At 72.3% G+C, this 21,531-nt stretch carries 25 protein-coding genes; 16 read left to right on the forward strand and 9 right to left on the reverse strand.

Annotation, left to right across the window (positions count from 1 at the left end):
* Nucleotides 1-105 precede the first annotated feature (105 nt).
* The 8 genes from GGD88_RS16740 (at nt 106) to GGD88_RS16775 (ending at nt 7,596) form a co-directional block, all read left to right on the forward strand.
* Nucleotides 106-1,539: a phage tail sheath C-terminal domain-containing protein gene (locus tag GGD88_RS16740; protein ID WP_184437596.1), complete on the forward strand. Its 1,434-nt coding sequence runs from the start codon at nt 106-108 to the stop codon at nt 1,537-1,539.
* A 103-nt stretch (nt 1,540-1,642) separates the two neighbouring features.
* The gene (locus tag GGD88_RS16745; RefSeq protein ID WP_184437598.1) at nt 1,643-2,152 is read left to right on the forward strand and encodes a phage major tail tube protein; all 510 of its coding nucleotides are present in this window, start codon (nt 1,643-1,645) and stop codon (nt 2,150-2,152) included.
* A gap of 6 nt (nt 2,153-2,158) precedes the next feature.
* Nucleotides 2,159-2,533 (forward strand): phage tail assembly protein, encoded by a 375-nt coding sequence (locus GGD88_RS16750; RefSeq protein ID WP_184437600.1) that lies wholly within the window; start codon nt 2,159-2,161, stop codon nt 2,531-2,533.
* Nucleotides 2,533-2,670 carry a GpE family phage tail protein gene (locus tag GGD88_RS16755; protein WP_184437602.1) on the forward strand — a complete coding sequence of 46 codons (138 nt, stop codon included), beginning with the start codon at nt 2,533-2,535 and terminating at the stop codon, nt 2,668-2,670. Before GGD88_RS16750 ends, GGD88_RS16755 begins: the two co-directional genes overlap by 1 nt.
* 212 nt (nt 2,671-2,882) lie before the next feature.
* A complete protein-coding gene (locus GGD88_RS19210; RefSeq protein WP_184437603.1) occupies nt 2,883-5,840 on the forward strand; it encodes a phage tail tape measure protein in 2,958 nt (985 codons plus the stop codon).
* The gene (locus GGD88_RS16765) at nt 5,827-6,249 is read left to right on the forward strand and encodes a phage tail protein (protein ID WP_184437605.1); all 423 of its coding nucleotides are present in this window, start codon (nt 5,827-5,829) and stop codon (nt 6,247-6,249) included. The genes GGD88_RS19210 and GGD88_RS16765 overlap by 14 nt, the downstream gene beginning before the upstream one ends.
* Complete coding sequence (locus GGD88_RS16770) at nt 6,246-6,458, forward strand: tail protein X (protein ID WP_184437607.1); 213 nt, start codon at nt 6,246-6,248, stop codon at nt 6,456-6,458. The genes GGD88_RS16765 and GGD88_RS16770 overlap by 4 nt, the downstream gene beginning before the upstream one ends.
* 7 nt (nt 6,459-6,465) lie before the next feature.
* The gene (locus tag GGD88_RS16775; protein WP_184437609.1) at nt 6,466-7,596 is read left to right on the forward strand and encodes a contractile injection system protein, VgrG/Pvc8 family; all 1,131 of its coding nucleotides are present in this window, start codon (nt 6,466-6,468) and stop codon (nt 7,594-7,596) included.
* A 5-nt stretch (nt 7,597-7,601) separates the two neighbouring features.
* Here GGD88_RS16775 and GGD88_RS16780 read toward each other — a convergent pair whose 3' ends face one another.
* On the reverse strand, nt 7,602-8,111 hold the full coding sequence (locus GGD88_RS16780; protein ID WP_184437611.1) for a hypothetical protein: 510 nt from the start codon (nt 8,109-8,111) through the stop codon (nt 7,602-7,604).
* Nucleotides 8,112-8,358: 247 nt separating this feature from the next.
* Here GGD88_RS16780 and GGD88_RS19445 point away from each other — a divergent pair, with 247 nt between their 5' ends.
* The 3 genes from GGD88_RS19445 to GGD88_RS16795 are packed head-to-tail and all read left to right on the forward strand — an operon-like array spanning nt 8,359 to nt 10,090.
* Nucleotides 8,359-8,592, forward strand: a complete 234-nt coding sequence (locus GGD88_RS19445; RefSeq protein WP_425502611.1) for a Com family DNA-binding transcriptional regulator — start codon at nt 8,359-8,361, stop codon at nt 8,590-8,592.
* On the forward strand, nt 8,520-8,696 hold the full coding sequence (locus tag GGD88_RS16790) for a hypothetical protein (protein ID WP_184437644.1): 177 nt from the start codon (nt 8,520-8,522) through the stop codon (nt 8,694-8,696). The genes GGD88_RS19445 and GGD88_RS16790 overlap by 73 nt, the downstream gene beginning before the upstream one ends.
* The gene (locus tag GGD88_RS16795; RefSeq protein ID WP_184437613.1) at nt 8,696-10,090 is read left to right on the forward strand and encodes a ParB N-terminal domain-containing protein; all 1,395 of its coding nucleotides are present in this window, start codon (nt 8,696-8,698) and stop codon (nt 10,088-10,090) included. The genes GGD88_RS16790 and GGD88_RS16795 overlap by 1 nt, the downstream gene beginning before the upstream one ends.
* Nucleotides 10,091-10,255: 165 nt before the next feature.
* Here GGD88_RS16795 and GGD88_RS16800 read toward each other — a convergent pair whose 3' ends face one another.
* The 4 genes from GGD88_RS16800 to nifH all read right to left on the reverse strand — a co-directional run bounded on the left by GGD88_RS16800 (nt 10,256) and on the right by nifH (nt 14,716).
* Nucleotides 10,256-10,552: a ferredoxin family protein gene (locus GGD88_RS16800; protein ID WP_184437615.1), complete on the reverse strand. Its 297-nt coding sequence runs from the start codon at nt 10,550-10,552 to the stop codon at nt 10,256-10,258.
* A gap of 29 nt (nt 10,553-10,581) precedes the next feature.
* Nucleotides 10,582-12,117, reverse strand: coding sequence for a nitrogenase molybdenum-iron protein subunit beta (gene nifK, locus GGD88_RS16805; protein WP_184437617.1), 1,536 nt, complete (start codon nt 12,115-12,117; stop codon nt 10,582-10,584).
* Nucleotides 12,118-12,143: 26 nt separating this feature from the next.
* Nucleotides 12,144-13,619, reverse strand: coding sequence for a nitrogenase molybdenum-iron protein alpha chain (gene nifD, locus GGD88_RS16810; protein WP_184437619.1), 1,476 nt, complete (start codon nt 13,617-13,619; stop codon nt 12,144-12,146).
* A gap of 212 nt (nt 13,620-13,831) precedes the next feature.
* Entirely contained in the window at nt 13,832-14,716 is an 885-nt protein-coding gene (gene nifH, locus GGD88_RS16815; protein WP_184437621.1) for a nitrogenase iron protein, read from the reverse strand.
* Between the two features lie 331 nt (nt 14,717-15,047).
* Between nifH and GGD88_RS16820 the strand changes: the two genes are divergently transcribed.
* Both GGD88_RS16820 and draG read left to right on the forward strand, forming a co-directional pair.
* Nucleotides 15,048-15,932: an NAD(+)--dinitrogen-reductase ADP-D-ribosyltransferase gene (locus GGD88_RS16820; protein WP_184437623.1), complete on the forward strand. Its 885-nt coding sequence runs from the start codon at nt 15,048-15,050 to the stop codon at nt 15,930-15,932.
* Nucleotides 15,929-16,864 carry an ADP-ribosyl-[dinitrogen reductase] hydrolase gene (draG, locus tag GGD88_RS16825; RefSeq protein ID WP_184437625.1) on the forward strand — a complete coding sequence of 312 codons (936 nt, stop codon included), beginning with the start codon at nt 15,929-15,931 and terminating at the stop codon, nt 16,862-16,864. The genes GGD88_RS16820 and draG overlap by 4 nt, the downstream gene beginning before the upstream one ends.
* 18 nt (nt 16,865-16,882) lie before the next feature.
* Here the strand turns inward: draG and nifT are convergent, their stop codons facing one another.
* From nifT to nifB, 4 genes are read right to left on the reverse strand one after another with little or no spacing between them, the layout of a single operon-like run.
* Nucleotides 16,883-17,098, reverse strand: coding sequence for a putative nitrogen fixation protein NifT (nifT, locus tag GGD88_RS16830; RefSeq protein ID WP_184437627.1), 216 nt, complete (start codon nt 17,096-17,098; stop codon nt 16,883-16,885).
* A complete protein-coding gene (locus tag GGD88_RS16835) occupies nt 17,095-17,397 on the reverse strand; it encodes a nitrogen fixation protein NifZ (RefSeq protein ID WP_184437629.1) in 303 nt (100 codons plus the stop codon). Before GGD88_RS16835 ends, nifT begins: the two co-directional genes overlap by 4 nt.
* A gap of 25 nt (nt 17,398-17,422) precedes the next feature.
* On the reverse strand, nt 17,423-17,617 hold the full coding sequence (locus GGD88_RS19480) for a 4Fe-4S binding protein (protein WP_184437631.1): 195 nt from the start codon (nt 17,615-17,617) through the stop codon (nt 17,423-17,425).
* Nucleotides 17,618-17,660: 43 nt separating this feature from the next.
* On the reverse strand, nt 17,661-19,217 hold the full coding sequence (gene nifB, locus GGD88_RS16845) for a nitrogenase cofactor biosynthesis protein NifB (protein ID WP_221237205.1): 1,557 nt from the start codon (nt 19,215-19,217) through the stop codon (nt 17,661-17,663).
* Nucleotides 19,218-19,511: 294 nt separating this feature from the next.
* Here nifB and GGD88_RS16850 point away from each other — a divergent pair, with 294 nt between their 5' ends.
* From GGD88_RS16850 to GGD88_RS16860, 3 genes are read left to right on the forward strand one after another with little or no spacing between them, the layout of a single operon-like run.
* Nucleotides 19,512-19,829, forward strand: a complete 318-nt coding sequence (locus GGD88_RS16850) for a HesB/IscA family protein (protein ID WP_184437634.1) — start codon at nt 19,512-19,514, stop codon at nt 19,827-19,829.
* A 14-nt stretch (nt 19,830-19,843) separates the two neighbouring features.
* Entirely contained in the window at nt 19,844-21,058 is a 1,215-nt protein-coding gene (gene nifV, locus GGD88_RS16855) for a homocitrate synthase (RefSeq protein ID WP_246423842.1), read from the forward strand.
* Nucleotides 21,055-21,393, forward strand: a complete 339-nt coding sequence (locus tag GGD88_RS16860) for a nitrogenase-stabilizing/protective protein NifW (RefSeq protein WP_184437636.1) — start codon at nt 21,055-21,057, stop codon at nt 21,391-21,393. The genes nifV and GGD88_RS16860 overlap by 4 nt, the downstream gene beginning before the upstream one ends.
* Nucleotides 21,394-21,531: the final 138 nt, after the last annotated feature.

Genomic DNA, 21,531 nt, shown 5'->3' on the forward strand with positions numbered 1-21,531 from the left:
ATCCAGTACCTGACCACCACCGATCCGCCGCTGCTGACCGCCGCCCGCGCCGCCCAGGTGCTCGCCGGCGCCCGGCCCGATCCATCCTGACGGAGAGCTGACCCCATGACGGAAGCCTTCTATCACGGTCCCGAAGTGGTCGAGGTGTCGGACGGCATCCGGCCGATCCGCACCCCGGCCAGCGCCATCATCGGCCTGATCGGCACCGCGCCCGACGCGGATGCCGACGCATTCCCGCTCGACACGCCGATCCTCTTGCTGTCCACCCAGCAGCGCACGGCCGCCAAGCTGGGCGAGGCCGGCACGCTCAAGGCCGCCGTGGACGGCATCCTGGACCAGGGCGGTGCCACCATCGTGCTGGTGCGCGTCGAGGAGGGCGCGGACCAGGCCGCGACCTTGAGCAACCTGATCGGCGACCAGACGCTGCTGACCGGGGTGCATGCCTTCAGGGCCGCCCAGTCGGCCGTCGCCACGACGCCGCGCATCCTGGTCGCGCCGGGGTATACCGGCATCCGGCCGACCGGCGTGGACGCCATCGCCGTGGACGCCGGCGGCACGGGCTACGACGCGACCACCACGACGGTGACGATCACGCCGGCCGCCGGCGACACCACCGGCACCGGCGCCACCGCCACGGCCGTGGTGACCGACGGCACGGTGAGCGGCATCACGATCACCCGGCCGGGCATCGGCTACACCGCCGCGCCCACCGTCACCATCGCCGGCGACGGCACGGGGGCCACGGCCACGGCGACCATCGGCAGCGTCGCCAATCCGGTGGTGGCGGAGCTGCTGGGGATCGCCAGCGCCCTGCGCGCCGTCATCGTCGCCGACGGCCCGAACACGACCCTGGAGGCGGCCGCCACGTACCGGGGCGACTGGGGCAGCGACCGGGTCTACATCGTCGACCCCTTCGTGCAGGTCTGGGACGACGACGCCGACGGGGCGGTGGACCAGCCGGCCAGCGCCCGCGCCGCGGGCGTCATCAGCCGCATGGACCACGAGCGCGGCTTCTGGTGGAGCCCGTCGAACCAGGTCCTCAACGGCATCGTCGGCACCAGCCGGCCGGTGGGCTGGTCGGTCGGGGACACGTCGTCCGAGGCCAACTGGCTGAACGAACGCGAGATCACGACCATCATTCGGAGAGAAGGCTTCAGATTGTGGGGCAACCGCACCACCAGCGAGGACCCGCTGTGGGCCTTCCTGAGCGTGCGTCGCACGGCGGACATGGTCTACGACGCGGTCGAGGCCGCCTTCGTCTGGGCCATGGACCGACCGCTGTCGCCCCAGCTCGTGCTCGACATCCAGGAGAGCGTCAACGCCTACCTGCGCGGCCTCAAGGCGCGCGGCGCGATCCTGGGCGGTCGCTGCTGGCTGGATCCCGAGCTGAACACCCCCGACCGCCTGATGGCCGGGCACCTGACGCTCGACTTCGATCTGGAGCCGCCGGCGCCCATGGAGCGCCTGACGTTCCGCGCCCACCGCGAGGCCGGCTACTACACCGAGCTGGTCGAGGCCGTGATCCGCGAGGCGGCCTAACGTCTTTGATCGGCCCTTCGGGCCTCCGGGCCTTCGGCCCGCCGGCGCAGTCGCGCCGGCCGCCTGACGGAAGACGTCAGGCGGTATGACAGGAGAAAGACCTATGGCGACGATCGCCAAGAAGCTGAAGGCGTTCACCCTCTATGTGGATGGCTACGGGTATGGCGGCCGGGTCGAGGAGCTGACCCCGCCGAAAATGGTCGTCAAGACCGAGGAGTTCCGTGCCGGCGACATGGATGCGCCGGCCGACATCGACATGGGCCAGGAGTTGATGACGCTCGAAGCCATCCTGGGTGAGTACGACCCCGAGGTGTGGCGTCAATGGGGCCTGTCCGAGGGGACCGAGGTGGCGGTCACCCTGCGCGGATCGCAGGGTCATGGCGCCAACGAGGAGCCGGTCCTGCTGACCGCACGCGGCATGGTCAAAGAGAACGACCTGGGCTCCTGGAAGGCCGGCGACAGCAGCACCAACAAGCTGGTGCTGAGCTGCATCTACTACAGGGCCGAGGTTGCCGGCACCGAACTCTACGAGATCGACGTGCTGAACGCCGTGCGCAAGGTGGGCGGGACGGATGTTCTGGCGGCCCGCCGCCGCAACCTCGGGCTGGAGTGATGACCGATGGCTGAGACCAAGACCGATACCGCCGCGCCCGACGACGACACCCGCACGGTGGCGCTGCCCCGGCCCGTCGAGGTCGCGGGCATGGGGCGGATCACCGAACTGCGCCTGCGCGAGCCGGTGGCCCGCGACCTGTACGGCGTCTCGCTGCTGGATCTGGCGAACTCGCAGGTCGGCGCGCTGATGGCGATCGGCGCCCGCGTCCACACCCCGCGCCTGCCGCCCGACGTGTGGGGCGCGCTCGACCTCGCCAACACCCTGGCGATCACCGGCGTGGTCGGGGGTTTTTTCGCCGACGCGGCCGGGACGATGGGCCTGGACCTGGACGCCCTGACGGCGGGGGCGGAGAGCCCGTCGAGCAGGTCGAGGACCTGATGGCCGACGTCGCCGCCTGCTGGTCCTGGCCGCTGGGCGAGCTGGAACGCCTGACCCTGTGGGACCTGGTGGATTGGCGCGACCGGGCCATGGCGCGCCGAGCCTGGCCGGTGCCGGTGGTGTGGGTGAAAGGGTGAGGTTTTTGTTTTCTCGCCGCAGCCCCGCCGTCGCTGCGCTTGGCGGGGCGCGGCTCCGGCCCTTCGGGCCGCCGGGCCAGTCGGCCCGGCCGGCCGCCTCCGGCGGCCGGAGAGCGACCTGAAGGGGAGTGGCAATACCGGCGCGACGGCGCCGGCGCCGCGAAGCGCCGTGAGGACCGAAGGTCCGAACTGGCGCGATAGGAACAAAAACCATGTCCTCCGACCTCAATCTCGCCCTGACGATCCGCCTGATGGACCGCGCCACCGCGCCGCTGCGGGGCATCGGCCAGGCCATGCGCGGGTTCGGGCGCCAGACGCGGGACCTGTCCGGCGACCTCGACCGCCTGAAGCAGCAGCAGGGCGCCATCACGGCGTTCCGCCAGCTCAAGGAGCGCCTGGACCAGGCCGGCACGGCGATGACCGCCGCCAAGACCCGCGCCGAGGGCCTGGGGCGGGAGCTGGGCCAGACCCGGCGGCGCGCCGATGCCCTGCGCGGCGAACTGACCGCCGCCGAAGCCGAGGTGGACCGCCTGGGCCGAGAGATGGCGGCCACCGAAGCGCCGACGGAGGAGATGGCGGCCGCGTTCAAGGCCGCGGAAGCCCGCGCCGAGGCCCTGCGCACCGAACTGTCCCGGACCGACGACGCGGCGGAGAAGCTGGACGCCCGCCTGGGCGACGCCCGGGTCGCGGCCCGCCGCGCGGCCGACGGCCACCGCACGCTGGCGGAGCGCACCGAGCGCGCGCGGCGCGAACTGCGCGACCTCGACCTGTCGGCCGACCGCCTGGCCGACGCCCAGCGCCGGGTGACGCGCGAGACCCGCGCCGCCACCGAGGCCCTGGCGCGCCAGGCCGATCAGGCCGCCGCCGCCCAGCGCCGCACCGAGGCCCTGGCCCGCGCCCGCGAGCGCATGCAGAGGACCGCCCTGGCCGCCGCCGGCGTCGGTGCGGCGGGGTATGGCATGATGCACGCCGGCCGGGTCGGGCTCGGATGGGTCAAGCCCGCCATGGAGGCGGATCATGCCTGGACGGCCCTCGGTCTGGTCGCGGGCGCCACGGCGGACGAACTCGACCACATGCGGGACCGGGTGCGGGACATCGCCGCCGCCACCAACCAGGACGCGACCGCCTTGCGCGAGGCCCTGGGGTTCCTCATCGGCAAGGGGCTGTCGCCCGGCGACGCCCTGGCGGTGCTCGACCGGGTCGGCCGGGCCGCCACGGCGACCGGCGCCGACATGGCGGACATGGGCGCGCTCACCTTCGCCGCCATGGACACGCTGCTGGTCGCCGCCGGGGACGTCGGCCGGGCGCACGACATCATGGCGCGGGCCGGCGACCTGGGCGGCTTCGAACTGCGCGACATGGCGCGCACCTTCCCGCAGTTGACCGCGAACGCCCGCGCGCTGGGCCTGACCGGGACGAAGGCCATCGCGACCCTGTCGGCGGCCCTGCAGGTGGCCGTCAAGGGCGCCTCAGGTCCCGAGGACGCCGCCACCAATCTGGCGAACTTCCTGCAGAAGGCCACCGCCCCGGAGACAGTGCGGAACTTCGAGAAGTTCGGCATCGACATCAAGGCCGCCCTCCGCGAGGCGGTGCTGCGGGGCGAGAACCCGTTCGACGCCCTGCTGGCGCAGATCGCCCAGGCCACGGGCGCGGACCTGGAACAGGAGATGTCGAAGGCCATCGCCGCCGGCGCCGACCCGCGCATGGCGGCCGACGCACTGGCCCGGAAGTTCGAACTGGGCGAGCTGTTCGGCGACATGCAGGTCCTGAACTTCCTCGCGCCCATGCTCGCCAACATGGAGGAGTTCCGCCGCATCCGGGCCGAGGCCCTGGGCGCCGACGGGGTGGTGGACCGGAAGTTCGCCATCATGAGGAACACCGACGAGGAACGGTGGAAGGCCCTGCTGATCGCTGCCGATGCCCTCAAGGAAACGACTGGCGGCGCCCTGTCGCCCGCGCTCGGGCAGGTGGCCGACGCGATGACGCGGGTGGTCAGAGGGACCATCAAGTGGACCGAGAAGAACCCCGAGCTGGTCGCCTCCCTCGGCACGGTGGCCGCGTGGACGGCGGCGGGCGCGGTGGGGATCGGCGGGCTGATGACCGCCGCCGGCGCGGTGCTGGTGCCGCTGGCCGTGCTGCGCTGGTCCATGACCACGCTGGGCCTGAAGGCCGGCCTGCTGGGCACGGCGATGCGCGGGGTCGCCGCCGCCGGGCCGCTGGTGGCCGGGGCGTTCCGGGTCATGAGCGCGGCCCTGGTCGCCACGCCGATCGGCTGGGTCCTGCTGCTGGCCGCCGCCCTGGCCGGCATCGTGTACGCGATCTACCGGAACTGGGACGGGATCGGCGAATGGTTCCAGGGCAAATGGGACCGGATCAAGGCCGCGTTCGACGACGGTCTGCTGAACGGCATCCTGGCCCTGCTGGAGGAGTTCAATCCCGTCACCCTGCTGGCCGAGGCCATCAACGGCATGATCGACTGGCTGTTCGGCGTCGACCTGTTCGAGATCGGCAAGGCATGGATGGACCAGTTGCGCGCGGGCTTCGCGGCGGTCCTGGACGACATCAAGGCCTGGTTCGGGCGTCGCATCGCGGACATCGTGGGCATCCTGCCCGACTGGCTGCAGGAACACCTGGGCGTCGACCCGGCCAAGACGGCGACCGACGACACGCCCCCCGTGCCGCGCGACCGGCGCGGGCGGCGCATCCTCCCGGGGTCCGTCGCCGCCGCCGCCCTGGGGACCAGCCTGGCGGCGGGCGGGGCGGCCGCCGCCGCCGCCGCCGCGCCGGACACCCTCGGGCGCGACCCGGCCGCCATCGCCGCCGCGTTCGGACCCCCAGCCTCGGCGGCGTCCGCGGGCGCCCCCGTCGCCGATCCCTTCGCCACCCACGCCCTGCTGGATCGCCTGGGCGCCGCCGGCGACGGCGTGGCGGCCGCCGCACCGCCGCCGGTCGATGTGCCCGTGATCCCTGCCGTGCCCGCCGGCGGCCCTCCGCCGGCCCAGCCGGTCGTGACCATCAACGAAGGCGACCGCGACGAGACGCGGTCCGTCTCCATCGTCAACCACAACACCATCACCGTCCCGCCCGGCACGGACGTCCAGGGCCTGGCCCGTGCGATGGCGGCGGAGCTGGCGCGACAGCAGCGCGGAGCCCTGCATGACCTCGACTGACGTGCTGCTGGGCCTGGGCGACGACATCCGCTTCAGCATCGCCACCGCCGCCCACCAGACCCTGCGCCGGCGCGCCGAATACCGCTGGCCCCAGCAGGACCGCCTGGCCGTGCGGCCAGCGCGGCAGTGGCTCGGCCCCGGCGCCGAGACCCTGACGCTGGACGGCGTCATCCACCCCCTGGACGTGCGCCTGTACCCCGCCGGCGACGGCTGGGACCAGGTCCCGCGCCTGCGCGCCGTGGCGGCCGCGGGGGCGCCGCTGCTGCTGGTCTCGGGCCTGGGCGAGGTCCTCGGCTGGTGGTGCGTGACCGAGGTCGAGGAGACCCAGGCCGTCGGCTGGCGCGGCACGGCCCGCCGGATCGAGTTCCGGCTGGAACTCGCCCACTACGGCAGCGAGGGGCCATCATGATCGAACTGCGCAGCCAGCAAGGGGAGACCGTGGACCTGATCTGCCGCCGCGCCTATGGCCGCGAGACGGCGGAGAACCTGGCGGCCGTGCTGGACCTGAACCGGGGCCTCGCGGCCCTCGGCCCGGTCCTGCCCACGGGCACGCTTGTCCGCCTGCCCGATCCGCCGGCGGACCCGCCGCGCGTCGCTGTCGTCCGGCTGTGGGACTGAGACCGTCATGACCGGACCCCTCGACCGCCCCCGCTGGACCCCCGACTGGCGCCTCTCCGTCGCCGGCCAGGACATCACGCCCCGGGTGCGGCCGGTGCTGGTGTCGCTGAGCGTCACCGACCACCTGAAGGCCGACAGCGACGAGCTGGAGCTGCGCCTGGACTGGCGCGACCGCGCCGTCGCCGTGCCGCCGCGTGGTGCCGCCCTGCGCGTCGCCCTGGGCTGGCGCGAGACCGGGCTGGTGGACATGCCGGCGTTCGTGGTCGATGAGGTGCAGCACGGCAACGAGGGCCAGGGCCTGGCCATGACCATCCGGGGCCGCGCCGCCGACCTGCGCGGCCCGTTGCGCGCCCCCCGCTCGCGCTCGTTCGGCGCGCCCACCCTGGGCGCCCTGGTCGCGCGCGTCGCCGCCGATCACGGGCTGACCCCGGTGGTGGCGCCGGACCTGGCCGGCGTGGCGGTGGGCCACGTGGACCAGGCCGCCGAGTCGGACCTGCACCTGGTCACCCGCCACGCCCGCGCCGTGGGCGGCGCCGTCAAGGTGGCCGACGGCCGCCTGGTGGTCGCGCGCGTGGGGTCGGGGGTGACGGCCGCCACCGGCCGGGCGCTGCCGGCGGAGGTGGTGCGCCACGACGAGGCCCTGACCTGGTGGGTCACCAGCCAGGACCGCGAGAGGGCGGCCAGCGTGGCCGCGCCCCGCCACGACCTGGACGCGGGCCGCGCCGCCTGGGAGGTGGTGCTGAGCGACGGCGCCGGGCCGCCGGTGGAGCTGCGCGTCACCGCCGCCGGGCCGGCGCAGGCCGTGGCCCGCGCCGACGGGACGGCGCGGGAGACCGTGCGGGAACGCGACACCCTGCGCCTGACGCTGGAGGGCCGGCCGACCCTGCTGGCCGGTGGCGATCTGATGCTGGACGGGTTCGGCGCGGACGCGGACCGTCGCTGGGCCATCCAGAGCGTGACGCACCGCCTCGACGCGGTGGGGTTCCGGTCGGAGGTCGAGGCGGACACCCCGGCGCCGGCCGCCACCCCGGCCGGATCGGTGCCGCGCTCGCCGGGCGCGGCCGCCGTCCCCGGCTGGCGTGTGGTCGAGACCGCCGACGGCGTCGCCGTGGTCTGGGCCGGAGACGGCGGCGCATGAGGGGGTCAGCGCCGCGCCACCCGGCAGAAGTCGCGCGCGTACTCCTGGGCGGTCTCGTCCTCGCAGTACCCGGCGATGAGCTGGCGGCCCACCGGATGCTTCACCGTCGGCGTCGTCAGGTTCAGGAAGTGTGCGGCGGTCATGATGGCGTCGTAGTTGATCCTCTCCATCGTCGTCCGGTCCATGACCAGGTCGAGGCTCCGGGTCATGCCGTCGTGGCCGTAGACATCCACCGTGGGGGTGGTGACCTCCAGCCGTACGCCGGCGACGTCCGGGTGCTTGTCCGGATGGGTGGCGATGAACCGGGCGATCCGCCTCATGTCCAGCCCCAGCTTGGTGACGTCCATGGAGCGACTGAAGCCTTCACTGACGGTCTCGACCACCAGCACGATCCCCCGGTCGGTCGCCTCCTCGCGGACGACGAAATCCGGGTTGAGGTCGGCGACGCTCTGCGGGTCTTCCCCGCAGGCGGCCAGCAGCACGGCGCCGGCCAGGACGACAAGACGGGTGCGCATGACGGCATCTCCCAGGTGTGGACCTGCTCCGGATCGTGCCACACGCCACCCTGCGGCTCATGCCAATTCCACGCCCGTCGATTGACAGTCCCCCGAATGCGCGGACACGCGGCGGGGGCCGGGGTGCGCCAACACCCCGAACCGGGAGGTATCAGCTCCCCCACGCCCACGTCGGCCGCGCATGGACGCGGCCCGCCGGCCCCGATCAGGGCGCGAGGGAGTCCCCATGTCCGACGCCATGGAGTCAATGCGGTGCGGTCAGTGCCGCCGAAAGCTGGCGGAACTCCTGGAGTTCCGGTACGGTACCGTTCGGATCAAGTGCCCCCGCTGCGGGGCCGTCACCATCCAGCGGGCCGTCGAGTCCCCTCCCCAGCGCGCCGCCGAGCGTCCGGCCGATGGAGAGAGCCCATGCCCCAGGGCAAGGGAACGCCCCGCACCCCGATCGCCGTCCTGCGGTTCGGCAAGCACCGCATCCCCATGACCCCCGACGAGGCGGCCGCGCTGGAAGACCGCCTGCGCGCCTGGCTCGACGCCCGCGGCATCCCGTACGGCTTCGTGCGCGCCCTGCTGGCGGGGGACGCCTGATGTTCCGGGCGCGCTATCCGCTCGGCCGCCTGCGCCCGGCGCCCTACAACCCGCGCGTCATCGACGCCCGGGCGTGCGCGGCCTTGCGCCAGTCCATCCGCCGGATCGGCGTGGTCAAGCCGATCATCGCCCGCGACACCGGCACCGTCATCGCCGGGCACCAGCGCCTGCGGCAGCTCACCGCGCTGGGGCGCGCCCTGGGGCCGGTCTATGTCGCCCAGGGGATCACGGACACCGACGAAGCCAGGTTCAACCAGCTTCACAACGTGACCGAGGATGCGCCCGGCCTGTGGGCGCGGGTGCCGCCGGACCCGCGCATGGGCGTGTTCGTGGACGTCCCGGCCTGGCGCATCAAAGGCGCGTTCCGCGGCCCGGACGCCGTCACGCGGGCGACCATCGGTGCCCTGATCTGTCGCTACGGGCCGTGGGGGTGCGCGGTCGCGACCCGCGACGGCCGCGTCATCGACGGCATCAACTATGCCCTGACCTGCGCGGTGATGGGCCTCCCCTGCCGCACGATCCGCGTGCCCGACTACGCTGCGCGGTACCTGCACAGGGCCTATGGCGCGTTCTCGTTCGGTCCCCTCGCGGGCGACACCTGGCGCCAGTCGGCGTGCCAGCGACCCCGCCTGCGCACGGGCGGCCAACGGGCCTGCCGGTCGCGGCTGTACGAGCGGCACGTGCTGCCCCAGCTCGGGCCGGGCGAACGCCTGATCGACTTCGGCGCCGGTCAGGCGGATTACGTCCGCAGGCTCCAGGGGTGCGGCCACCCGGTGGTGTGGGTCGAGTTCTTCCCGCTCGATGGCACCCGCCTGGACCGCCCGACCGCCCATGCGTGGTGCCGCGACGCCCTGGCCGCCTGGGCCGCCCGGGGGCCGTTCGACGTGGTGGTGTGTGACAGCGTTCTGAACTCCGTCGACAGCGTGGCGGCCGAACGCGACGTGATGGTCACGCTGAACGCCCTGTGCCGGGTCGGCGGCCGCGTCCACGTCTCCGGCCGCACCCGCGAGCGCCTGCACGCCATGGAGCGCACCACGAAACAGGCCAACCCGAAGCAGTACCTGCACGCCGGCGCGGTCGACGCCGACGGCTTCGTGGCGCTCTACCGCGGCGACCTGGAGGCCGCCCCCACGGCCTGGACGTTCCAGAAGTTCCATGCCGCCAGCGAGGCCCGGGGCCTGATCGAGACCTTCATTGGGCCGGTCCAGCGGTTCACGCGTTCGACCACGAGCTGGCAGGCGACGGCGGTCAAGACGGTGGACCTGGACCCGGCGACCGTCGAAGCCGCCCTGCGACGGGAGTTCGACCTGCCCTGGCCGGACGGCGACCGCGTCGGGCTGGCCGAGGCGGCCGTGCGGGCGTGGCGGGCGGCCGCGACTCCAGCACGGCCCTGAGAGACCCCTCAGACCGCTTCCAGAGGCCACTCACCCATGATATCGAGTGCTGCAATGTCAAATGGCAGCTACTGCAAACTCAAGTGTCGCGCTTCAGGGGCGCCCTCGCGCCCCCGTCCCCCCTCCGATCACCGTCCCGGTCCCGGCCGGACGGCGCGGACGGCCTCAGCCGAACTTGAACTGGATGCCGTAGCCGCCGCGCGGATAGGACCACTCCAGCAGGCCGGTGCCATCCGTCAGGATCCGGCAGGTGCCGCACTCCATGCAGCCGTCCGGCACCACCTCGACGGTGCCGTCGTCCGCCTGTTCGTAGCACCCGGCCGGGCACACCTTCACCAGGGTCTGGAGCGTGGCCGATCCGGCCGCCTCGGGGCTGATGCGGACGTGCGGCCGTCCCTCGTCCACGTGGTAACGGTTCTGGTAGAGCTTGTCCTCAACCTTGACCGATGCGCTGTCCAGCATGGCGGTTCTCCTCGTGCCCGGGGCGCGCCTCAGCGCGTCAGGTCATAGCTGATGCCCGTGTCCGCCGTCTGCCGGTCCAGGGTGTCCAGCACGGTGTCCAGCAGGGTGACCAGCACCCGCAGGCCGCCCTGGTAGCCCAGCGTCGGGAAGCGGTGGTGGTGGTGCCGGTCGAAGATCGGGAACGTCAGGCGGATCAGCGGGATGCCCAGATCCTGTTGCAGGAACTTGCCGTGCGAGCTGCCGATGACGAACTCGGCCGGCTCGGTCGCCAGCAGCGAGCGCAGGTGCCACAGGTCCTTGCGCGGCCACACCTGGGTGTTGGTCCCGAACGGCGAGTCGGCCAACAGGGCCTTCATCTTCTTCTCCCAGGCCGGGCCACCGTTGGTGGACAGGCAGTGCACCGGCTCCACCCCCAGCTCCAGCAGGAACGCGGTCATGCCGTAGACGAAGTCGGGGTCGCCGAACACCGCCATGGTGCGCCCGTGCAACCAGGACTGGCTGTCGGTCATGGCGTCGACCAAGCGCCCGCGCTCCAGCTCCAGGGCCTCGGGGATCGGCTGGCCGGTGGCCTCCGAGACGGCCATCAGGAACGCGTCCGTCCCCGCCACGCCCATGGGGTAGTGGAACGCCTGCGTCTGCTGGCCGGTGCCGGCGATCATCTCCAGCGTCTTCTCGCTGCACCACTGCTGCAACGACAGGGTCGCCTTGGCATGGCGGGCGGCCTTGATCTCGTCCTGCGTGGTGCCGCCGGCGTACATCCGGTAGGTGCCGTCGGTCGGCGTGTCGTACACGTCCGAGACGTCGGACAGCAGCCGGTGCGGAACCCCCATCAGGTCCAGCATGCGCTTCAGTTCCCGATTGTTGGCGACCGCGTAGCCGTCGAAGCCGGGAATGATGTTGATGGACTGGTCGGGGGTCGGGTCCCCCTCCTCCCGGGTCCAGAAATACGACACGATCGCCTTGACCATGACGTCGTAGCCGTTGATGTGACTGCCGACGAAGGCCGGGGTGTGGGCGAAGGGAACCGGGAACTCCTTGCTGAACCCGTTCTTCTCCTTGGCCTGGATGACGAAGGAGTTGAGGTCGTCGCCGATGACCTCGGCCATGCAGGTGGTGGAGACGGCGATCATCTTCGGATCATACAGGGCCGACGCGTTGCTCAGGCCCTCGACCAGGTTGTTGAGACCGCCGAACACCGCCGCGTCTTCGGTCATCGAGGTGGACACCGCCGCCGACGGCTCCTTGAAGTGGCGCGCCAGGTGCGAGCGGTAGTAGGCGACGCAGCCCTGCGAGCCGTGCACCATGGACAGGCAGCCGTCGAACCCGGCGGCGGCGAACACCGCGCCCAGCGGCTGGCACGCCTTGGCCGGATTCACCGTCAGCGCCTCGCGGGCGAAGTTCTTCTCGCGGTAGTCCCAGCCCTTGGTCCAGTCGGCGATCTCCTGGACCTTCTCGGGGGGGTGCGGGCACTCGAAGGCGTCCCGCTTGGCCTCGAACATGGCCGCGTATTCCGGCTCGCGGAACAGCGTGGCGTGGTCGAGCGTGCGCTCGGCGGACTGTGGCATGTCGACGGTCTCCAACCGAGAGGGGATCAGGAAGCGGCGGCCCAGGGCGCCCGGGTCAGGCCCCAGACCGGGCTGTTCACGGCCATGTCCATGTCGCGGGCGAACACCGCGAAGCCGTCGTAGCCGTGGTAGGGGCCGGAGTAGTCCCACGAGTGCATCTGGCGGAACGGCACACCCATCTTCTGGATGGCGTACTTCTCCTTGATGCCGGAGCCGACCAGATCGGGGCGCAGCTTCTGGATGAAGTGTTCCAGCTCGTAGCCGGTCACGTCGTCGTAGATCAGCGTGCCGTCCTTCACGTACGGGCCGGTGCGCTTGTAGTCGTCGCCATGGGCGAACTCGTAGCCGGTGGCGATGATCTCCATGCCCAGGTCGTCGTAGGCGGTGGCGACGTGCCGGGGGCGCAACCCACCGACATAGAGCATCACCGTCTTGCCCTTCAGGCGCGGCTTGTACTTGGCCAGGACGGCGTCGACCATCGGCTGATACTTGGCGATGACCTCTTCCGCCTTGGCCTGGATGGTCTCGTCGAACTGCGCCGCGATGGCGCGCAGCGACTTGGCGATCTGGGTCGGACCGAAGAAGTTGAACTCCATCCACGGCACGCCCCAGGTCTCTTCCATGTGGCGGCAGATGTAGTTCATGGACCGGTAGCAGTGGATCAGGTTGAGCTTGGCCTTGGGCGCGTTCTCGATCTCGGCCAGGGTGCAGTCGCCCGACCACACCGCCACCACCCGCAGGCCCATCTCCTCCAGCAGCCGCCGCGACGCCCAGGCGTCACCGCCGATGTTGTAGTCGCCGATGACGTTGACGTCGTAGGCCGTGCCGCCCTCGGCGTTGGCCCCGTCCTTGAGCACCCAGTCGCGGATGCTGTCGTTGGCGATGTGGTGGCCGAGCGACTGGGACACGCCGCGGAAGCCCTCGCAGCGCACCGGCACCACGGTCTTGCCGATCTCCTTCTTCTTCTTGCGCGACACCCCTTCGATGTCGTCGCCGATCAGGCCGATCGGGCACTCGGACTGCACGGTGATGCCCTTGTTGAGCGGGAACAGGGTCTCGATCTCGTCGATCATCTGACCCAGCTTCTTGTCACCCCCGAACACGATGTCGCGTTCCTGGAAGTCCGACGTGATCTGCATGGTGACGAAGCGGTCGATCCCGGTCGTGCCGGTGTAGTAGTTGCGGCGCTGCGCCCAGGAATAGTGGCCACAGCCGACCGGACCGTGCGAGATGTGCACCATGTCCTTGACCGGCCCCCACACCACGCCCTTGGAGCCGGCGTAGGCGCAGCCGCGGATGGTCATGACGCCGGGGATTGACTTGATGTTGGACTTGACGCCGCACCCGGGGGTGCTTTCGCCCTCGGCGGTACGCGCGACGGACAGGTGCTTGGCGCGCTTCTTGGCGGCCTTCGGGGGGTAGGCGGACAGGACCTCGGCGATCAGATCCTCACCCAAGGCGGTCCCCGAGACGGGACCCTTCGGGGTATCCAGAGGGCTCATCGGATCCTCCAGGCAAGACAGGGAAGACGGAAGGGGGGAGACGGGACGCGGGGCGCGCGCCGGGCGGGCACCGACCCAGGGCCAGCGCCCAAAGCTCGGCGCCCAAAGCTCGGCGCCCAAAGCTCGGCGCCCAAAGCTCGGCGCCCCGGGGTCGGCGCCCAAAGCTCGGCGCCCAAAGCTCGGCGCCCCGGGGTCGGCGCCCAGAGGGCGCGCTACGCCATCGCGGCCTCCTTGGCCTCCAGCTCGGCGATCTGCTCGGCTTCGGTCTTCATGATGCCGAACTCGATCAGCATGTCCTCCAGCTCCTCCATCGTGACCGGGGTCGGGATCACGCCCTGGCCCGAGTTCTCGTGGATCTTACGCGCCAGCTCGCGGTACTCGTTGGCCTGCTTGGAGTCCGGGGCGTACTGGATCACGGTCTGGCGGCGCAGCTCGGCGTGCTGCACCACGTTGTCACGCGGCACGAAGTGGATCAGCTTGGTGCCCAGCTTGGCGGCCAGGGCCTCGGCCAGCTCCAGTTCCTTGTCGGTCTTGCGCTCGTTGCAGATCAGGCCGCCCAGGCGCACGCCACCGGAGTGGGCGTACTTGAGGATGCCCTTGGCGATGTTGTTGGCGGCGTAGAGCGCCATCATCTCGCCGGACATGACGATGTAGATCTCCTGGGCCTTGTTCTCGCGGATGGGCATGGCGAAGCCGCCGCACACCACGTCGCCGAGCACGTCGTAGGAGATGTAGTCCATGTCCTCGTAGGCGCCGTTCTCCTCCAGGAAGTTGATCGCGGTGATGACGCCGCGGCCGGCACAGCCGACACCGGGCTCGGGGCCGCCGGACTCGACGCACTTGATGCCCTGGTAGCCGTCGCGGACCACGTCCTCCAGCTCCAGGTCCTCGACCGAGCCGGCCTCGGCGGCCAGGTGCAGAACGGTGTCCTGCATCTTCGAGTTCAGGATCAGGCGGGTGGAGTCGGCCTTCGGGTCGCAGCCGACGATCATGATCTTCTGGCCCAGCTCGACCAGGGCCGCGAGGGTGTTCTGCGAGGTGGTGGACTTGCCGATGCCGCCCTTGCCGTAGAAAGCGATCTGACGCAACTGGCTCATGGGGTGTCTCCTCATCTCATCCTGGATCGGGGATCGGGGATCGGGGATCGGGGGACCGGATCGGGTCGGCCGGCTCCCTGCCTGACCCGGATATCGGCAAGCGCCGTGCCAACCCCGCGCAGCCCTCCCCGCCCAGGACAAAGAGCGTTTTGTTTCAAGGCCGTGCAGGCTCCCGGTGGGTCCGGGGTCGCCACCGCCGCCCCTGTCCGGAAGCCGACAAACCGTTCCGCCGCAATGTCCGACACGACACAGGACCCGGGCTGTGTCGGACCGCCGACACCGCGCCGCCCGGTGTCCCACGGATCGGCACGGTGTTTGCTGAGGATCCAGCATGACCGTGACCGCACCCCCCGCCCCGAGGCCCCCCGGCCCCGTCGACGCCACCCCGCTGCGGCGGCCGCTGGGGCACAGCAGCAACCTGGTCGGCGTCTCGACCACGCTGCTGGCGAGCCCGCTGTTCAACGACCAGCCGGAGCCGCTGGAGTTGCCGCACGTGCGCGCCACCGCGCGCGGCCTGTTCGAGATGCTGGACGAGGCCGAGGACATGGCCGACGCCGTGCAGGCGTTCCATGCCGTCATGGCGGCCACCTTCTGCCTGGATCCGGAGCAGCGCGACCCCGACGACCGCCCCGGCCGCTCCGCCGCCGACGGCACCCGGCGCTTTCGCGCCAGCTACCTGCGGCTGCTCAAGGGCTGGGCCTTCGACACGGGGGGCGCCGAGGGCGCGGTGCTGAAGGGCTGGGTGGAGAGCCGCTTCGGCCTGCTGCCCACCTGGCATGGCGGCCCCATTCCGCACATCCCGTGCCCGGCCTGGATCCGCTATGTGGAACAGAAGATGAGCAGCCGCTTCCACGACAACGCCATTCACGGTCAGCTTGATCTCGTGTTCACGTTCTGCCAATGGGTGTTGCGCCGGTTCGTGCTGGCGCCGGACCAGCAGCATCTGACCCTGTACCGCGGGGCCAACCTGCGCGGCGAGGACCAGGTGCTGGCGCGGCCCGACCGGCGCCACGCCATCGTGCGTTTCAACAATCTGACCTCGTTCACCGGCGACCGCGGCGTGGCCGACTGTTTCGGCGACTGGGTCCTGACGGTGCGCGCGCCGGCCAGCAAGGTGGTGTTCTTCGCCGACCTGCTGCCGCGCCACCCGCTCAAGGGCGAGGCGGAATTCCTGGTGCTCGGGGGCGACTACACGGTGGAGATGTCGACGCTATGACGGTGCTGCGCGACAGGCCGGAGAGCGATCCCTTCGGCGATCCCGAGGCGCTGGAAGACCGCGCCCTCGGCGCCTTCCTCGGCCTGGCGGTGGGCGACGCCCTGGGGGCCACCGTCGAGTTCATGACCCGGCGCGAGATCCAGCACCGCTACGGCATCCACAGCCGCATCATCGGCGGCGGCTGGCTGAAGCTGAAGCCGGGGCAGGTCACCGACGATACCGGCATGGCGCTGGCGCTGGGCCGGGCGCTGATCGCCGACGGCGGGTTCGACCGCCGAACGGTGGCGGACGCCTTCATCGCCTGGCTCAAGAGCCGGCCGGTGGACTGCGGCAACACGGTGCGGCGGGGTCTGCGCCGGGTGCTCACCCACGGCACCCTGGAGGCCCCCTTCAACGACGGCGACGGCGGCAACGGCGCCGCCATGCGGGTGGTGCCGGTGGCCCTGGCAACCCTGGGCGCCCGCGACGACCGCGTGGCGGCCTGGACCCTGGGACAGGCCCGCATCACCCACCACCAGGCCCAGTCGGACGCGGCCTGCGTGGCGCTGGTGCGCATGGTCCACGCCGCCCTGCGTGGCCATGGCGTGGCCGGCGTGCGGACCGAGGCGGCGCGCCTGCTCGCGGCCGAGCCGCGGTTCCGGTTCACGCCCTATCCGGGCCACAGCTCGGCCTACATCGTGGACACGATGCAGACCGTCCTGCACTATTATTTCTCAACCGACAGCGCGCGCGCCTGCGTCGTTGGCGCCGTCAACCAGGGCGGCGACGCCGACACCACCGGCGCCCTCGCCGGCATGCTGGCGGGCGCGACCTACGGGGCGCAGGCCATCCCGGCGGCCTGGCGCGACCGCCTCGACCGCTCGGTGGCGGCCGAGATCCGGTCCCAGACCCGGGCGCTGCTGGCGATCGCGCAAAGGGGGGTGGACGGCTGAAAAGGCGTGCGGGCCGCCCTACCCCTCGCCGGTGCTGGTGCGGCGCGCGTCCACGGTGATCGGCAGCCGGGTGTCGGCGGCCAGCGCCGGCAGGTCGAAGCGCCAGCCGTTGGCCAGCTCGATCCAGCCGCCCCACAGGTCGGGCCGCTCGGCCGCGACCACCGCCTCTTCCAGGTCCTTCTTGGGCACATAGGCCTCGAAGCCGCCGGCCCCCTTGCGCAGGGTGATCTTCATCGCGCCCCCTCCCAGTCGTGCGGCACCGGCGGCGCCACCAGTTCCAGTTCCTCGGCCCGCATGCCGACGACGCGACGGCTGCTCACGAAATCGACCTCGTAGATCCAGAACCGTTGCAGGTAGGCGCCGACATCGCGCACATAGCCGATATCGCCGGCCTCGACCAGCATGTCGCCCACGGCATGGCCGGGCATGGTGCCGTCGTTGCGCACCAGGGTTCGCGCGCGCACCTTGCTGCCCGGCGCGAACACCGGGGGGCTCGCGATCTCCAGGGTTTCTGCGGACGCAGCCGTCGTCATCGTCGTCCCCTCCTCCATCAGGCGGTCACACCGGCACGCAGGTGCCCGGGATCGGGCAGACGGCATCGCACTGGGGCTCGTCAAAGTGGCCTTCGCACTCGGTGCAGGCGGCGGCGTCCACGATGTAGGTGTCACCCTTCATGCGGATGGCGCCGTTGGGGCATTCGAACTCGCAGGCCCCGCACTGGGTGCACTGGGCGGCGTCGATCTTGTAGGCCATGGCTGGGTCTCCTGGCTCGGGTGGTGGAACAGGGCGCAGACCGTCAGGCCCGCACCGCCGCCGGCGCATCGTTTGGCACGGCCCCCACGGATGCGGTGGCCGCGAACCAGTCGGCGACGGCGGTCTCGATGACGGCATGGTCAGGGATCTCGCGCACGGCGAAGCCGGCGGCCTCCAGCCGGCGGCGCGGGCCGGCGCCGACCTTGACGCACAGCACCGCGTCCACCCCCTCCAGCGTCGTCAGGATGGCGTCCAGGCGGTCGGCATCGCCGACGCCGCCCAGACAGTAGTTGTCGGCGCGGCGGATGCCGTCGAAGCGCACCCCGTCGGCGCCGACGGCGTAGACATGGAACTCGGTCGCCTTGCCGAAATGCAGGTTCACCCGCCCGCCGCCGCGCGAGCACACGGCCACCAGGCGCCGTGTCGCGGCAGGGCGCGCGACCGTCCCCACCAGGGCATCGGCCGCCGTGGCGGCCGCGGCATGTTCGGCCCGGGTCTCGGCCACCACCGCGCGGTAGGCGGCGCGGGCGTCCGGGTCCGGGCGCGCGCCGTCGTCTGCGGGCGGTGCCGCCTCCTGGCAGGTGTCCTCGCCCAGCATGCCGACGGCATCGGCGCGGCACTGGCGGCAATGGCGCATCAGCCGGGCGTCGTCGCCCAGGGCGGCGCGCACCGCATGCAGGTCGGCCGGTGTGGGGCCGCGCCGGCCCTCCAGCCCGAAGCGGGTGCCGTGGGCCGGGTCCGAGATCAGCGGCATGATGTTGTGCAGGAACGCCCCCTGGGCGCGCACCGCGGCGTTCAGCGCGGCCATGTGACCGTCGTTGATCCCGGGGATCAGCACCGAGTTGACCTTGACCAGCAGGCCGGCCTCGGCGGCCCGCGCCAGGCCCTCCATCTGGCGGTCGCGCAGCAGGCGCGCGGCCTCCTCGCCGCGCCAGCGGCGGTGGTCGTGGAACACCCACGGATAGATCTCGGCGCCGATGGCCGGGTCCAGCGCGTTGATCGTGATGGTAACGTGATGGACGTCGAGCGCCTTCAGCGCCGCCACGTGATCGGGCAGCGCCAGGCCGTTGGTGGACAGGCACAGGGTCAGGTCGGGCAGCGCGGCCCGGACCAGCTCCAGCGTGCGCAGGGTCCGGGGGGCGTTGTGCAGCGCGTCGCCCGGCCCGGCGATGCCGACCACCGAAAGCTGCGGCACCCGCGCGGCGACCGCGCGCACGTGGTCCACCGCCTCTGCCGGGGTGAGGCGGCGCGAGACCACGCCCGGCCGGCTCTCGTTGGCGCAATCGTGCTTCCGGTTACAGTAATTGCACTGAATGTTGCAGCCGGGGGCCACCGCCACATGCATGCGGGCAAAGTGGTGATGGGCCTGCTCGGAGTAGCAGGGGTGCTCCTTGATCCGGTCCCACACCGCCGGATCCATACGCGTCCCCGCGCGGGCCTCGCGCCGCTTGTTGTGCGGGACCCGCGCGGGCCGCGCGGCGGACGCGGCCGACGCAGCAGTCGGGGCGGCCGGCGCCGGCCGCGCCAGCGATGCCCGCAGGTCGGCGCGCGAGGCCACCACGGTCAGGCCCTCCAGCGGAATGCGCGGCAGTGAGGTCATGGCGGTCTCCCCCTTGGGACGCATCCACGCGGGACGCACGAAACGATGCGCCGGGGTGCAGCAAGCCCGATGCCAACCCGGAAAACCGCGCAAAACCGGGGGATCACGGCGCCGCGCCCTGTCCGGGGCGCGACAACAGCGCCGGTGCTGTGTCGCATGTTCGACAGTCCCGCAGCGCGGCATGAACCCCGAACGTGGCGGTTTCCGTGCCCGATGCGACGGCCGGCCGGGCTGGCACGGCCCTTGCTGACCGGCCGGGTGACCCTTGATCGTCCCACCCTGTGGAGGACCGCCATGCTGGCCCTGACCGACGCCGCCCGCAGCGCCATCCGCGTCGCCCTGAGCCGGTCCGACGCCGCGCACGGGCTGCGCATCGTGGTGGCCGCCGGCGGCTGCGCCGGCCTGCAATATCGCCTCGGGCTGGCCGCCGGCGCCGAAGACGGCGACGCCGTGCAGACCTTCGACGGCGTCGCCGTCTACATCGACCCGGAAAGCGCCCCGCTGCTGGTCGGCACCACCGTGGACTTCGTCAGCGACGACCGCGGCGCCGGCTTCGTGTTCGACAACCCCAATGCCGCCGGGCGCTGTTCCTGCGCCCACACCGGCGGCTGAGCGGAGGGCGGACCATGCGGACCATGACGGCACCCTCGCCCGCCCGGCCCCGCGTCGGCCTCGTCGACACCACCCTGCGCGACGGCGAGCAGACCGCCGGCGTCGCCTTCACGCGCGCCGAGAAGCTGGCCATCGCCCGCGCCCTGGACGCCGCCGGCGTGCCCGACCTGGAGGTCGGCATCCCCGCCATGGGACCGGAGGAGCAGGACGACATCCGCGCCCTGCTGGCCCTGGACCTGCGCGCCACGCCCTTTGTCTGGTGTCGCGCCGCCGACGCCGACCTGGACGCCGCGCTGGCCTGCGGCGTGTCCATGGTGCACCTGTCGGCGCCGGTCTCGGACATCCAGATCGCCGGCAAGCTGGGCCGGACCCGCGGCTGGGTGCTGGCGACCCTGGCGCGGCTGGTGCGGCGCGCCGTGGACCACGGCCTGCGGGTCAGCGTCGGCGGCGAGGACGCCTCGCGCGCCGACCCGGCCTTCGTGGCCCGGGTGATCGAGACCGTCGAGGCCGCCGGGGCGCGCCGCTTCCGCTTCGCCGACACCCTCGGCCTGCTGGAGCCCTTCGCCACCCGCGACCTGTTCGCCCGCCTGCGCGCCGGCACCGACCTGGAGTTGGAGATCCACGCCCACGACGACGTCGGCCTGGCGACCGCCAACACCCTGGCCGCACTGCTGGGCGGCGCCAGCCACGCCAGCACCACGGTGCTGGGGCTGGGCGAGCGGGCCGGCAACGCCGCCCTGGAGGAGGTCGTGGTGGCGCTGGACCAGCGGTATGACCGCCCGACGGGCGTCGATCCGGCGCGGCTGCCGGCGCTGGCCGAGCTGGTGGCGACCGCCGCCGGCCGCAGTGTGCCGCCCGGCAAGAGCATCGTCGGCGCCGCCGCCTTCAGCCACGAGAGCGGCATCCACGTCCACGGCCTGCTGCGCCGGCCCGAGACCTATACCGGCATGGACCCGGCCCGGGTCGGGCGCGCGCACCACTTCGTGGTGGGCAAGCACTCCGGCGCGACCGGGCTCGCGCACGCCTGCCTGTCGATGGGACTGCCGGTCACACCGGCCCGGGCGCGGCGCATGGTCACCCTGCTGCGCGCCCACTACCGGGACAGCAAGCGCCCCCCCGATGCCGAGGACCTGCGCCGCTGGCATGCCCTGACCGCGCCCGGCGCACCCGCGGCCGCGGCCATCGCCGACGGTTCCCCGGCCCACCCCCTGATGGAGACACGGCCATGACCGACGGTCTTTGCGATCTGGCCGGCCTGTGTTCGGCCGAGGAGTTCTTCGCGGCCCTCGCCGTGCCGGTGGACCCGGCCCGGCTGGCGCCCCGGCGGCTGCACGTGCTGCACCGCTTCCGCGCCCATGTGGCGGCGGCCGGGCCGACCCCGGACCGGGAGACCCTGCGCGCCTGCCTGGTGCGGGCCTGGGCGGAGGTCAGCGGCGGCACCCGCGCCGACTTCGCCGTGTTCGCGCCGCGCCCCGACGCGGCCGGCCGCACCTTCGTCCCGCTCGCCGCACTGGACACCGACGCCCCCGCCGCGCCGCGACCGCCGGAAGGAGCCCCATCATGACGACCCCCGCCGCACCCCCTCCCCCGGAGACCACGCCGGAGACCCCCCCCGGTCCGCGCATGGTCGTGTGCATCAAGCAGGTGCCGGACAGCGCCCAGATCCGGGTGCATCCGGTGACCAACACCATCATGCGCCAGG

Origin of the sequence: Roseospira goensis, assembly GCF_014197795.1 — a bacterium.
In the GTDB taxonomy this organism is placed as follows: domain Bacteria; phylum Pseudomonadota; class Alphaproteobacteria; order Rhodospirillales; family Rhodospirillaceae; genus Rhodospira; species Rhodospira goensis.